Raw genomic sequence first — 14,654 nt, 5'->3', positions numbered from 1 at the left:
TAAATGTTAATTTGCTTTTTTTAAACTTTCTACCCACTTGTCAAAAGGATCTTTATTTTTGGCATATAACTGAGTAGTTATATAATAGTTTTCAAATATTTCCTTAGTAGTAAAATACCCCGAAGTTGGGTCGTTATCACTTCTGCTCAAAGATTTCCCTTTTTGTCTAATAAATTCAAAATTGATATTAAAAACATCTCCTGAATACTTTTTTGATTGTAGATTCTCAATTTCTTTTAGAGAAATTAAGTTTTGAGCATACAACTCTTTCGTAATACGTCGGATATAAGCGGGAACAGTTTCTTCTTTTTTCACTTCTTCCTCTGCTTTTTCAGATTTGAAACCATTATCAATAAATTGAATAAAAGATTTTATAGTATCTTTTGTATATGTATTTATGGTTTCAATTTTCGCATTATTTTCGTCTTTAAGCAATCCTTCTAAAATACTTCTAATTGAAGTATTAGGGTTTTCGTCATCATTGTTGTCCCAATAAATATGAGTTTTATTATTATTATTATTAGCTACCAAGGAATTAAACTCAATATCACATTTATCATCGTCTGGCGTTGCATATATTGAGTACATTTCAACACCCTCAATGTTTAATTTTACTAATTCTTTTTTTGTTGAATCAATTTGACGTTGCAATTGGCCTGTTGAAACTGCGCTTGAAGTTATTTTATTTTCGATTAAAAATATTTTATGGATTGATTTTTCAGCAGTTAAAAAATTTATCATTTGCGATTTAGCACCACCATATATTTCATCTTTATAGCACACAATTACAATATCTACTATATCTCCTTTTCCTTGTTCAAAAAACACTTTATACTCATATTTATGAATATTAAAATCTTCTTCATCAGAAATTACAGGTTTTAAAAATTTTTCTAAAAAAGAATGTTCTAAAGAGTGATCTGCTTTTGGATTTAAAAGATATCCTAAAAAAGCAGATACATTATTCTCATTAATTGTACCATGACCGTTGGCAAGTATTTTAAAAATGTTCATTTATTTGTTTATTTTTATTTGATTTTATACTATTTTCAAAAAGCTAACAATCTGATGCTAACTACAACCACTCCATAACCGTTTTATGTAACAAATACTGGTTAAATTGATTGGACACCTTTTTAAAAGAAAGCCGTTCTCCTTTATTTTTATTTACATAATGATAAGCGCGCATTGTTAGTGCTAACTCCTCATGCGTCTTTAGTTGTAATATATTTATGTTTACTGTTTTTAAACAGTTCGCTACAAACTGTTTCAAGCTATTTGCGCTGGATTGCGCTTCATTAAAAGTCATATTCTCATATACTTCTAAATAGTCTTTAAATTCCTTTAATACGTTATCCATTGTTTTATTTTTTAATGAATACAAATATCATATGGTAGCTACGACAAAATATGTCGTAGTTATAAAAAACTTTAAATCTTTGGCTTCGTTTACACTGAAAATAAATGAGGTTTTTTTAACCTATTAACCATTATTTCAGATACCTTTTTATTTTTTGGTTCTTATTTATTTATCGTTTTAAAAAGGTGAAAATTAGAAATTCCATCCCGTATACTTTTTTAATAAAGAATAATTTAACTAGCCTGCTGATTATAAACACTCTTATTATTACCATAATAGTTGGTATAAATATGCTGATATACACTAGCTGTCTTTAGACCGACTTCTTCATCATTATAAAAATCTTCTGGCAAATACAATAGGTTATCATAAATAGTACTTTTAACTTGTGCTTTTACTTGTCTACTTTCTCTCCAGTTTTCAACTTTAAGTTTTTCTGACTTTAAAATCTCTAAAGTTTTTGCAGCAACTTTTTTAACTTCTTTTAGCTCTTTAGTAGTTAATTCTTTTCCTTCTTTTAATAAATCAAAAATCGCTAGTGTTTCTTGATCTGGCAAGTTTTCACGAACGACTCGTTGCTCTTCAAAAGACAAATCTTTTATAAAATCATTTAAGTTATCAAAAGTTTTAATGGTGTCTTCTAAACTTTTTCCTTGGTTGTACTCGTCTATAATTTCTTTATAACGATCATAGAAATCTATCCGTAATGGGTTCTCTTTCATCATTTGCTCTAACTGCTGCTCAATGGCTTCTTGCAAATTAAAAACAATGGTATTTTTACGAGGCGCTTTTGCAAATGCTGCTCTCAATTTATCAAAATCTAAAGTCGATAAATCTACATAAACCTCTTCCTCTCCTTCATTTACGGCTGTATCTTTTATAACGATACTATCACTCACAATATCTTGCAGTTCCATGATAATTTGTGTTACATCTGCCGATTTTACATTTTGGTTTAAAGCAGTATAAATTGCTTCAATAGCATTGAAATCTTTAACGTGCTTTTTTAACACATCATTCGGGAATAAGGCTTTGTATTTTCTAAATACATTACGCGCCATCATTTCAAAAGTTGTTCTAGTAGTTTCGTTTAAACAAACAGAATCTGTGGCATCCTTAATCTTTGCAATTTTAGACATCGGTTTTGCATCCTTTAAGTCTTGTAAAGAAAAATTGAGTTCTTTCAAATAGGCTTTTACATCTTTAATGGCCTGCTTTAACTCTGGTTCTACATCTTCTAATGGCTCAACAGGACTTCCTCCTGGTTTACCTTTACCTCCAGACTTTCCTCCTTCTCCATAAATGGAATAGGCATGCTCTAATTGTTTATATACATTTCCATAATCTACAATTAAACCATTTTCCTTTTCATCATCATACACACGGTTGGCTCTTGCAATAGTTTGCATTAACGTATGCCCTTTTATAGGCTTGTCTAAATATACGGTTGACACACAAGGTGCATCAAAACCTGTAATCCACATGGCACAAACAATGGCTAAACGGAACGGATTTTCTTCATCCTTAAACTCCTTTTCTAGATTACGCTCCACCATTTTTCTACGATGCACTTCAATATCTAAATTCATTTTTTTGAATTTATCTACTTCATTCTGCTCACTACTAACAACTACACAAACTTCGGTCTCTTTTACCTTATTGTATTTTCGTTTTAGTTCTTGGGCTTCTTGTTCGTCTGCTGCATTTTTAATACGCTTTTCTAATTCTTTCAGGTATTCTGGCCAATAACCTTGAATGAGCTCATACATTCTTACCGCTGTAGGTTTGTCTAAAGCCACATACATAGCTTTACCTTGATAACCACGCTCATTAAAATGCCAAACTAAATCTTTTGCAATGGCTTCTAATCTTGGTTTTGCTGTTAGAATTGGATACGATCTATTAAATAAATATTCTAATTTTTTCTTTTGGTCATCGTCAAGGTCTTCGTTTTCAAATACCTCTGCCATTTTTTCATCAAGCTCAGGATTTGTTATATCTAATTTGTCACCTCTGTTTAAATAACGTAATGGCAAAGTGGCTTCATCTTCAATAGCACGTTTAAAATCGTATACCGAAACATATTCACCAAAAATATTTTTAGTTAACTCTTCTTCTTCTTTTATAATTGGTGTTCCCGTAAATCCTAGATACGATGCGTTGGGCAAACCATGAAAACGCATATTACGTGCGTAGGTTCCAGATTGTGTTCTGTGCGCTTCATCACTAATGACAATCACGTTTTTACGATCTGTAATTAATGGGTATTCGGTTTCTAGTTTTGGATCAATAGAAAACTTATGAATTAAGGTAAATACATAACGATGATTTTCGGATAGCAATTCTCGTAAATGCTCACGACCAGTAATCCCTTTCTTTTTTCCTGCAATACAGTTTTTATCACTTACTGCACCAACACCAGAAAAGGTATCGTACAACTGGTTTTCTAATTCTGTTCTATCTACAGCAATTAAAAAAGTGTAGGATCCTCCTAATTTTCTATGAATTTTCTCGCATAAAAACACCATAGAATAACTTTTCCCAGAACCTTGTGTATGCCAAAACACACCCAATTTTCCTTCTAAATCTTCTATGTTATTTACATTTTCTATTACTTTATTTACACCAATGTATTGGTGATTTTTTGCCATTAGCTTTACCACATCACCTTGCGAATCATCAAACAATAAATAATTTTCAAAAATATCCATTAAGCGATGCTTGTCACACGTACCACGTAACATGGTATCTAAACTCACTTCGCCTTCTTCATCTTCTTCGATACGTTTCCAATCTAAAAAATATTTATAAGGACTTGTAATGGTTCCTACTTTAGCATCTATACCATTACTTAAAATTATAAATGCGTTATTATGAAACACATGTGAAATCGTATCTTTATAATCCTTTAAATTATCATTATACGCATGACGCAAATCTTGATGATGTGCTTTCAACTCAAAAAACACTAACGGAATACCATTTACAAAACCAACCACATCTGGTCGTCTGTTGTAAAGCTCTCCAACAACTTCTAATTGCCGTACAGCAAGAAAATGATTGTCTTGATACTTACTAAAATTAAATACTTTTAGTTTTGTTTTTATAAGCTCTCCTTTATCATTGGTATAACTTACAGGAACCCCATTTTTAAGTAGATTACTTTTTTCTTTATTGATTACACCTAAGGTTTGATCTGCTATTTTTTGCGTAATTAATTCTACAGCTTGCGCATAGGCTAATTCTGGATGCTTAGGATTTAGTTTTTTAAGAGCTTGTAATAAATAACGCGTTAAAACCACCTCGCTTTTATCTTCTCTGCCTAATAAACCGTCTGCGCCAAAAGATTCTTTTTTCCATGCGGAAACGACGGTCCAACCTAATTCTTCTAAAACATCTTGTGTTGCTTGTTCTATTAACCCATCTTCTGAATATTCGTAGCTCATGGACGTACTAATTTATTTAATCGTGTTTGGTATGCTTGTGTGTAATTTCGTTTCAATTTTTCTTCTAAAAAAGAAGCTTCAATTAATTTTAATACGGTATCCTTTTTAGCTGTTAAAGACTTAAATACTTTATCTACTTGTTTTTTAGAAATGTTAGCTTGTTCTCCTAATACATAAAACTGTTCTGTAACTTTTCCTTGTGCTAAATTTGGCGGTAACAAACCCTCTTCTAAAGCAAAATCTTTATCGTCTATATGTAATCTACTGTTTAACAAATCGTAAGCAGGACTTAATTTAAAATCTCCTAAAGGTGTTTCTATCAGAGAGAAATTTTTAAAATGTGCATCGCCATTAGAAAACAAATAATTAAAAAGAATGAGCTTAAATAATTTTACAGATTCTACCGCATAGGCTGGCACGTACTTTTTTAAAATAGCAAACAGCTCTAAATAATTACCTACATACTTAAAATCTTCTCCATGTGTTTGTGGTGTGCGCTCTGCTAAAGACGCAAAATCTTCTTGTGCCCATTTACCTCCATCTGCTTTTACGTCAAAACGTTTTGTAATGTATGCAGGACTTCCGTTTTTAAAAAATATAAGCGCATTTTCGGCGGTTTCCATATCAAATACTTGTCTTGCAATTTGCATGGTTACATGCTCGTTTGCTGGCATTTGGTTGGCATTTTTACCAACGTTAGGTATTGGCTTTAAAATATATTGACCTTGCTCTCCTTCCTCTATTAAACGCAATTTGTTTTTTTCTAATAAGACCGAAAATTTTTCTTGCACTCCAGAAATAGACATACGTTTTCTATTTTCGGTAAACAAAGCATCTGCAATATCATTACTTGCTGGCGAATCGTAAGGCAAAAAAGGACTTACTTTTTTACCATTGAACACACGTCTTAAAGCGGTGTTGCTATAAGCATCATAACCTACTGCAAGTGTACTTGGACAAACTGTAATTTGTGGTACTGCCATTATCTGTCTACTTTTTTAATGGTTACAGCTCCAATAGTATCTTGTTTAGCTGTTGTTAATAAAATACCGAAATGATCTTTTGTATCTATACGATTCTGAAAACAAACCGTTTGTTTATTAGAGCCTTCTGGCAACATATTATAAAAAAAAGAGAATAGGTATTTAGACGTATATTCTTGCTGCGTCTTCGGCAAGGTTAAACTAATTGCGGGTTTATCGGCATCGTTAAACCAACTATCCTGATATGTAAATACAAAACTAGCATCGTCTAATTGTGTTAACACACCTGCCTTTTCCTTTTTATATAGAACGGCTGCTTGTCTCATTATTTAAGTTCTTTAACTGTAAATGTTAACTCCATACCTAATGCATTACCCAATTTTTGTAACGTTTCTAAAGTTGGATTCCCTTTACCGCTTTCAAAATGTTTAAGCGTACGCAAACCTACACCAGAAAGATCTGCAAGCATTTCTTGTGTTACATCTAAATTGTCTCTACGTGTTTTTATGGCTTCTATTAAATCTTTTGAGTGCATTATATGGCTCTTTTTATATAAATATATGCCTTTTTATAAATTAAACCTACAATAAGTGCTTTTTATTGCACTATTTATGTTTTTTTTGATTTTATTGTGATTAACTAGCATTAAAAGTGCTTTATATTGCACTAATTGAGTTGTGATTTTTTAAAATAGCATGTGTTACTTGTACTATTAAAGCGTGTTTTGAATATTTGTAGCTCATAATGTTAGGGTTTACTGATTATTGGGATTGCTACATCTAATGCGTAAATATTGAAATAATTTGTTAATTCTTGTTTTTTATTTAATGTTTCTTTATTCATATTTACATTTTTGCTATTAACTTTTGGATAAACAATAACTGCATCTAAAACATTTTTAGGTTTAAGTTTTAATTCTTTAAAGATAGGCTTCATCTTTGCGTAAGCGGCAACTTGTCTAATGTCTTCGATATCTATTGATTTTTCTGCATAAGGTTTATATTTTACATCAATTATGGCTTTGAAGTCAGCTCGATTGATAACGATATCTGGAATTCTGCCAGCATATTCTTTTTGAAAATAAACTCCCTCTTTAAATTCAGTACGAAGTAATCTTAAAACATGAATTTCAAATAGTTTACTCATATTTATCCAATATGGATAAGTAGCTACAGTTTTGTTTGTAGTATTAGTAATATTAAAAGAGTTTCTTTTTAATATCAAATTTGAAAGTTTTAAAGCATTTTCATATTGTGGGAAAAGTGGATTTTTTTTGATAACAATTTCGTTTCTCAATGTCAAATTTAATCTTACTTTTTGAAATGTACTTCTAATAAAACCCAATTTACTTTCTAAATTATTTATTAACTCTAATTTTTTAAATTGATTCAAATAATTTAAACAAAATTGAAATGTGTATTTTAGAAACTGATTTTCAGATGTGTTAATTCCAAATTCTTGATACCTACAATACGTTTTCGTATATTTTGCCTTTAGATGATTGTATTTGATGGTATTCTTTACTAAAATTTTTCCCTTTACTTTATTGTCTAGATTTTCTTCAATCCAGTAATATCCTTTTTGCAATCCAGCGTGACATATTTTATCCAAATAAGTAATAAATTGAATAATAAGAATTGGTGTAAGAAAATCATCTTGTTGATTAATTTCTATTGTTGGCTTTGAAAAGTCAACAAAATAGAGATCTGAAATATCTTCATTGCTTTTTACAAAAGGTAAACTTTTGAATAGAATATCATAAAAATTGACAGAGAAATCCTTTTTCTCATCCTCAAATTTTGGTTCAACAATAAAAGGAATATTATTTACCAAATAATCCATTCCTATTAAATATGAGGTTCTTAAATGTAATTCATTGCCATTTTTCCTTAATTCAATACAATTGATTTCTTCATTAATTTTATTGCACTTAATGTTAAATTCCGTTTTGCTTTCAACACAATTCATTAAATGAGTTTTCCACTTCGATTCATAATTAATGATCGAACCTAAACCATGTATGTTTGAAACAAAATTTTCTCTTATCCTAAGTATTGGCATCTTGATACTTTAATAAATCCTGAATTATTTTTTTTACATCTTCTGTATTATTAAGAATTCCATCTTTTACATATTCTTGCAAAATGGGAACAATCTCGTATTTTATCTGTAAACTAAAATCTACATTTTCTTTTCTAAAAAAATAACTGTGCCCTAACCAAATATCTTGAGGTCTGTCTTGGAATTCTAAACTCAAATGTTCCGAAGCTTCCAACTCATCGGTTGTTTCCTTTATTTCTTTTACAAACAATTGAGATACCTTTTTAAATTCTTCAGATTGAAAATTTTCTATGTCGAAGTTCTGAGGCAGAACATCATAAAAAGCAAACCTTCTTCGCAAAGCGTAATCTATATGCTCTACACTTCTGTCAGCTGTGTTCATTGTACCGATAATATACAAATTATTGGGAATAGTGATTTCATAAATCCCTTCTTTAGTTGCATACATCGACTTAAAAGGTTCGTTTCTGTATTCTAAACCATAAATCAACTCTCCTAAAACGGATGACAAATTAGCCCTATTAATTTCATCAATGATTAATATGTAAGGATTCTCGCTATCATTATTTGCTTTATTTACCATTTCTAAAAATAATTTATCTTTAGAAACATAATTTATTTTGTCTTCAATTGGCTCTGTAACAATTCCTCGTATAAAATCTTCGTAGGTATATGCAGGGTGAAACTGAATTAAATCAATCTGTTTAGAATCGGCAATGAGTTTTGCTTGTACTCTTTTATCATTACTTATGCTATCAAACACCATATATTCTGCAAGATTTTTAGAAGTGTAAGTTTTACCTGTTCCTGGTGCACCTTGAAGAATGATTTGTTTTTTATATTCTAATAATTCTTTTAAATCATTCATTTCTTTAAATTTAGTAATATCATCATTTTTTATTTCCTCAATAAACGTCCTATAAATATTAAGAATTTCATTATAATCAAAATTTTTAGAACCGGATAATTGATTCAGTTTTGGATTTTTAAGAGAAAGTAAACCATATCTAAAACTATTATTTTCGATAGAAAAAAATAATTGTTTGGCTGACTTTTGATTTTTGTGACTAGAATTATAGATTGCGAACCATATACGATTGAAGCCTTGGTTTTGTGCCCCATCAAAATGAACAATATTCTTTTTAGTAAAATCTTTTATTTTTAAATCCTTTCTGATTTTTTCAATAAAATCCTCAACGAATTTTACCACATTAGTTTTATATTTTTCATAATAAAATGGATATAAAACTCTAAAATAAGAACTCCAAGCATGGAATACATTCTTTTCAAACTTACTTCCAACTTCTACTTTTAATTCATCTACTTTCTGCTTTGTAAGCGGTTCTTTATTTTCAACAAGGTGTTTTATTATTATTTTTCTAAGTAAAACCACTGGTTGACTATCTACATTACCTTTGCTTCCATAATCATAAAACACTTTCAGCTTTTCAATTTGGCTTAACCCATTTACAACTTCGAATATTTTTAAATCATCGTTATACAATTCATCAAATTTTACTTGAAGATTTGTAATATCATCAATTTTCATTTCCAATTTTAACAGTTCATCGCTTCTTCTTGTTTTTAATTCTTCTATTTTTTTACCAAATACAGGCAATAAAATATATTCTTCAAGAATATTAAACTCATTAGATTTAACCTCATTACAAGTTGAATTATCACCTGGTAACCACCACTTTTCTCTCCCTTTGTGATGATTTTTATTTTGCTTTGCATTAAATAAAATAACAAATTCACGATCAACCCATTCTTGATCATAATGATTCTGAATTAAAGAGTATAAAGGTCTCTCGTCTTTGAACATTCCAATTAAGTCAACAGATTCGTTAGAACGACAAATAAAAATCAGATCACCTTTTTTAGCTGTTATAAAATTATCAAACTGAGATTGAGAAGATGTTCCTTTGGCAGCCGTATTAGGATGAACACTAGCCAAATTTTTATTAATCATTAATAAATGATCATCATAATTGAAAAAACCTGTTCCGTGCGATATTTTTAATATTTTAAAACTCATAATATTTAATCAAAATTCAGGATAATCACTTTCATTTTTTGGCAATTGTATTTCCTTACCATTATACTTCCAATATTCCGATTCTATTAAAGAAGAATGAACTTCAATCTTAAAGTCAGCAGAAATAGTAATCAATCTTTTTTCGTCTTTATACAGATCAAACAAATCGTGGATGTCTGAGCGTAATAATATCCCGTTTGTTACTATACTTGTGTGCGCTCCGTTATAAGGCTGAATATGCGCTGCTTCTAATATATCTAAAACTTCACATTCAGTTACAGCACAAGTATTATTGTAAGCCTTTAAAAGTTCTTTTCTAAACTTAGATTGGCCCAAACGTTTTTTTATTTTTTGATAAGTGTATTCTAGATCTTCTTCATTTTGATTATTGATGAGCTCTTGAACTACAATTTGATTCGTAGAAATATTTCCAAACAATTCATTCCAATCATTTTCATTTAAGTCTGAAGTGATAAGTATTTTTTTATGTATTGACCCATTTAAACTATTTGGATCTACTTTTCCTTTCTCTCTGATCTCGTCATTTGCATTAGACATAAATTTGGCTAAATCAATATTTCTAAAATTAAATTCAGTTTGATTTTCAAATTTTATCATTCGATAATTATTATCCGGATAATTGTTAGCCTTTGTTTTACTCGCTGCTATATAAATAGATACATTATGTGAATTATTTTTTTTAAGTTTACTTAAAATATCTCTGAATAATATTGTGTGATCAGGGTTTCTATTATTTCCTCCTCCAGATTCTATTAATAATCCCACCAGACCAGTAACTTTATCAAAACCATAATTTAAAGCTGCATCAAATTCTGTTTTAATTTCTTTCATTTTTTCTTTATTCTTTTTCATTTTCATTTTCATTTATTCTTTTTTACAAACTATCAACATCCACCAAACCACTCATTAAACGTGGTAACAAAATATCTCGCGCTTCTTTTAAATATTGGTTTTGGTTAAATAAACTTCTTTTGGCATTAAAGTTATTAGAAGCCAAATTTTCAAATTTTTGTAAAATATTACTTGAAGGAACTATTATTTCAACCTTTTTTAAGTCTTTGGGATAAACGTGTGGTTGTGCAGCTCCTTTTTGTAAATGATAAATTAATTGTTGTTGATTTATTAGTGTACAATAGACAAAGAATAAATGATCGGTCATTTTCGAATCAATAAACGAGCAATCTGAAGCCCAAACATCTTCTAAATACATATTTACAAAACCTGCATTTGCACCTGATGCACTAACCGTTATAACTGGATTAACCGTATTAGGTTTGTTATGATAATAAGCTGGACTTAAACCTCCTGCTACAACAGGAACATTACCTTTCACTATTGTAGCTTTCGTTATGTTTTTTCCTTTTAAAACATTTGTGAATTCATCTAATTTATTCTTCTCCCACCCAAAAGGCAAACCACTAACCGCATCAATCTCCACACTCTCATAACCAGGAAACTTAAAACGTACAAACCACTCTTCATAGGTTTGTTGTGCTTGTTCTTCTAATAATTTAATGCGTTTTAGGTTGTTTTCTATTAAATCATCATACCCAGATAAAATAGATGCTATTTTGCGTTGGGTTTTTAGTGGTGGAAGATTGATTTTAATTTTTTTAATCTTATAAATCCCTAACTTATCTTGAGCTGCTCCTGAAGCTACAGTCTGAAAATAATACTTCATATAATCAGGCACTAAAGCATATTTCAAAAACAATGAATCAACTTTATCACTCTTTGAAATTAATTTAACCGCATTTTCAGTCAGATTAGCTAAATCAAACTCATCCGTTACAAAAGCTGTATCACCAATATTAGCACCAACTATTGTAATAATAACATCTCCTTTATTGACTATATATCTAGATATTATATTAAATGTTTCTTCATTAATATAAACAGGTTGATCAAAATTGATTTTACCATTTTTTATATCTCTTGCTCTAATGTATTTGTGATTAGTTTCTTCTTCTAATAATTCATGTCCTTTGGGAAGTCTTTTACCTCCTTTGATTGCACATATATCACCCAATTCTACTTTATCCCAACCTTCCATCATAACTTAACCGATTGAATTTGTTCCATTAAACTATTGGCTTCGGTGTTTAGTTGTGCTAATTCGGTATGGATTTCTTGCATTCTACTTTTGTAGTCAAAATCCATGTCAATATCAATCTTAACACCAACGTAGCGTCCTGGTGTTAGGCTGTAGTCTTGCTCTGCAATTTCTTCTAGAGAAGCTATTTTACATAAGCCTTCTATGTCTTGGTATTTTCCGTCTGGGAAGTGTTGGGTTAGCCATTGGTTTTCGTTGGCTTCGTGAGATTGCTTCGTTCCTCGCAATGACGGTTCGTTAGTTCTAAAAGCATCCATAATAGCAGTTAAACCTTCTAATTGGTCGTCACTAAACTCATTAATAGTTGTGCTTACTTTTTTAAAGGTGTTACGCGCATCTATCATTAAAACTTTGTCTTTGTTTTCGGCTTTTTTTCCTTTGTTAAAAAACCAAACATGACAAGGTAAACTACGTGTGTAAAAGAAATTATTACTTATAGCTACTATACATTCTACATCTCCAGACTCAATTAGTTTTTGTCTTATTAGTTTTTCAGCATTTCCAGCATCAGTCGCAGAACTTGCCATAACAAAACCTGCGCGTCCTGTTTCGTTTAAATAAGAATGAAAATATTGCATCCATAAATAGTTACCATTACTAATGGTTCCTTTTCCTGTAAGTGGCGCGCCAAATGGCAAACGTTCGTCGTCTGCTAAAAACTTATTTTTGGCATCAATTTTATCAACATTAAACGGCGGATTTGCCATGACAAAATCGCACTTTCCTGTTAAGTGATGTGGATTGTTATAAAAACTATTGGCTTCTATAATTTTTCCTTCTATACCATGAATGGCAAGGTTCATTTTTGCCAAACGGGTGTTGTTACTTTTTAATTCTGTACCATAAACGGTAATCGCCTCGTTAACGCTTTTGTTTTCATGGTCTTTTATAAAATGTGCGGTTTGCACAAACATACCACCAGAACCACAAGCAGGATCGTGAATAATTCCGTGATTGGGTTGTATAAAGTTTACAATAAGGTTTACTAAAGATGGTGGTGTAAAAAACTCACCACCTTCTTGTGCACCTGCGCCTTGCATAGAGAATTTCATTAAGAAAAACTCGTAAATACGTCCAAATACATCGCCTTTGGCATGTTTTACAGCGTCTTTATTAAAAACACGTACCAAATCGCGCAATAGTTTATCATCAAACTCTTGGTAGCTTTTTGGTAAAATACCCGCTAAATCTGGATATTCGGCTTCAATAAGCTTCATGGCATTGTTAATGGCTTCGGCTATGTTTTCGCCTTCAGGCAAACCTGCTAAATAATCATACTTTGCTTTTTCGGGAATAAACATAGCGCCTTGTCCTGCAAAATCGTCTTTATTGGCTGCTCGTTTTTTTCCTGTACGCGGATTTATTGGTAAGCTGTTTTGTACTTCAACCTTAGCATCTTCGTATCTGTTTTGTGCAAAACGTAAGAGTACTAAACCTAATAATGGGTCTTTGTATTCGCCTGCTGTTAATTTAGAGTTTGCTCTAAGATCATCGGCTGCGTCCCAAAGTTCGGTTTCTAATTGTTTTATATTATGTTGGGTCATGTGTTTTATTTCAGTAAAAGCTTAATTAGCAATAACAATCTTAATAAGACTGGCTATTAAATAGTTCTATTTTCTTCATTTAAAAGGAGATTCCAATATATAACCTTTTTAAAAACTAAAAAGGTAATACATCGAAAAAACGGTTGTTTTACCAAATTAATTAGATGCACAGTTTAGGTTTTCATTATAGGGCTGAATGTATTTCCAAAATGCTTTCCCTGCACTATCTAAATAATACATGGAGTAGTTTGATTTGGTATTGGATGCTACCTGATAAATATATTCACTGCAACCATAACTATACTCTTTTTTAAAACACACAATAGCAAAGTAATAGGTTTGATACTCTATAAAAACATTATAAAAGGTTACTTTAGAGATCACTTCGCTGGTATAACTATTATATGTGGTACCATAACTTTCCGCTTTTACAAAATCTATCATTTCTTGACAGGATTGTGCGTATGTAGTTAAAGTAGATATTAGAAATACTAGGCTGAGTAAAAGGTTTTTCATTGTATATAATTAAAATAGAGGAATAGCACCTCAAACCTAACGCCATTCCTACACATATCCTTACGGAAACCCGTAAACACCTAAAATATAATACCTACTAAAAGAAACCCTACAAACCACTGGTACTAGAATATCAAATCAAATCCCCAGCATTCCAAAGAACAAGATATAGATAGTCCATGGATACTCCGTAGATACTCCGTAGATAGTCCATGCATACTTCGTGTAGATACATCCTTTTTACAACCGACTTTTATACCCTATAAAACACTAAAAAAAGACTTTCCTGCATCTCCTTTTCTAGACCTAAACGACGCTAATATTTAGTAGGTAATTCCTAAGAATACACAGAATCTAACCTTTTTAAAATTTCTTATTAATAGCATAAATCAGAACGCAGGAACACAAATCTCATTCGCCATTCTTATAAAAACACTTCCATTAACAAACACTGTTTTCATATCTTAACAGATATATTAATGCTTTTTATCGGTTTTTATTGCGTTTTACAGATGTTATGATAAAAATTAGTATATATTAGTCAGCGAGATAAAATATAATATTTTTACTTA

12 protein-coding genes are annotated in these 14,654 nt (G+C 30.6%); all 12 read right to left on the bottom strand.

Features of this window, described 5'->3' with window-relative positions; translation table 11 throughout:
* Positions 1-6: 6 nt before the first annotated feature.
* Positions 7-1,014: a PD-(D/E)XK nuclease family protein gene (locus tag ACVCXO_RS04755; RefSeq protein ID WP_452228453.1), complete on the bottom strand. Its 1,008-nt coding sequence runs from the start codon at positions 1,012-1,014 to the stop codon at positions 7-9.
* 61 nt (positions 1,015-1,075) lie between these two features.
* Positions 1,076-1,360, bottom strand: a complete 285-nt coding sequence (locus ACVCXO_RS04750; RefSeq protein WP_452228452.1) for a hypothetical protein — start codon at positions 1,358-1,360, stop codon at positions 1,076-1,078.
* 233 nt (positions 1,361-1,593) lie between these two features.
* Positions 1,594-4,806 carry a type I restriction endonuclease subunit R gene (locus tag ACVCXO_RS04745; RefSeq protein ID WP_452228451.1) on the bottom strand — a complete coding sequence of 1,071 codons (3,213 nt, stop codon included), beginning with the start codon at positions 4,804-4,806 and terminating at the stop codon, positions 1,594-1,596.
* Complete coding sequence (locus ACVCXO_RS04740; RefSeq protein WP_452228450.1) at positions 4,803-5,789, bottom strand: type II toxin-antitoxin system HipA family toxin; 987 nt, start codon at positions 5,787-5,789, stop codon at positions 4,803-4,805. Before ACVCXO_RS04740 ends, ACVCXO_RS04745 begins: the two co-directional genes overlap by 4 nt.
* Positions 5,789-6,115 (bottom strand): HipA N-terminal domain-containing protein, encoded by a 327-nt coding sequence (locus ACVCXO_RS04735; RefSeq protein ID WP_452228449.1) that lies wholly within the window; start codon positions 6,113-6,115, stop codon positions 5,789-5,791. The genes ACVCXO_RS04740 and ACVCXO_RS04735 overlap by 1 nt, the downstream gene beginning before the upstream one ends.
* A complete protein-coding gene (locus tag ACVCXO_RS04730) occupies positions 6,115-6,324 on the bottom strand; it encodes a helix-turn-helix domain-containing protein (protein WP_452228448.1) in 210 nt (69 codons plus the stop codon). The genes ACVCXO_RS04735 and ACVCXO_RS04730 overlap by 1 nt, the downstream gene beginning before the upstream one ends.
* 212 nt (positions 6,325-6,536) lie before the next feature.
* The gene (locus tag ACVCXO_RS04725) at positions 6,537-7,757 is read right to left on the bottom strand and encodes a 5-methylcytosine restriction system specificity protein McrC (protein ID WP_452228447.1); all 1,221 of its coding nucleotides are present in this window, start codon (positions 7,755-7,757) and stop codon (positions 6,537-6,539) included.
* A 79-nt stretch (positions 7,758-7,836) separates the two neighbouring features.
* The gene (locus tag ACVCXO_RS04720; protein WP_452228446.1) at positions 7,837-9,888 is read right to left on the bottom strand and encodes an McrB family protein; all 2,052 of its coding nucleotides are present in this window, start codon (positions 9,886-9,888) and stop codon (positions 7,837-7,839) included.
* Between the two features lie 9 nt (positions 9,889-9,897).
* On the bottom strand, positions 9,898-10,761 hold the full coding sequence (locus tag ACVCXO_RS04715; RefSeq protein ID WP_452228445.1) for an HNH endonuclease: 864 nt from the start codon (positions 10,759-10,761) through the stop codon (positions 9,898-9,900).
* Between the two features lie 22 nt (positions 10,762-10,783).
* A complete protein-coding gene (locus ACVCXO_RS04710) occupies positions 10,784-11,965 on the bottom strand; it encodes a restriction endonuclease subunit S (RefSeq protein ID WP_452228444.1) in 1,182 nt (393 codons plus the stop codon).
* Positions 11,962-13,566, bottom strand: a complete 1,605-nt coding sequence (locus tag ACVCXO_RS04705) for a type I restriction-modification system subunit M (protein WP_452228443.1) — start codon at positions 13,564-13,566, stop codon at positions 11,962-11,964. The genes ACVCXO_RS04710 and ACVCXO_RS04705 overlap by 4 nt, the downstream gene beginning before the upstream one ends.
* Positions 13,567-13,722: 156 nt before the next feature.
* The gene (locus tag ACVCXO_RS04700; protein ID WP_452228442.1) at positions 13,723-14,082 is read right to left on the bottom strand and encodes a hypothetical protein; all 360 of its coding nucleotides are present in this window, start codon (positions 14,080-14,082) and stop codon (positions 13,723-13,725) included.
* Positions 14,083-14,654: the final 572 nt, after the last annotated feature.

The organism is Lacinutrix sp. MEBiC02404 (assembly GCF_053601575.1).
This window is presented reverse-complemented; position numbering and strand designations above follow the sequence as displayed.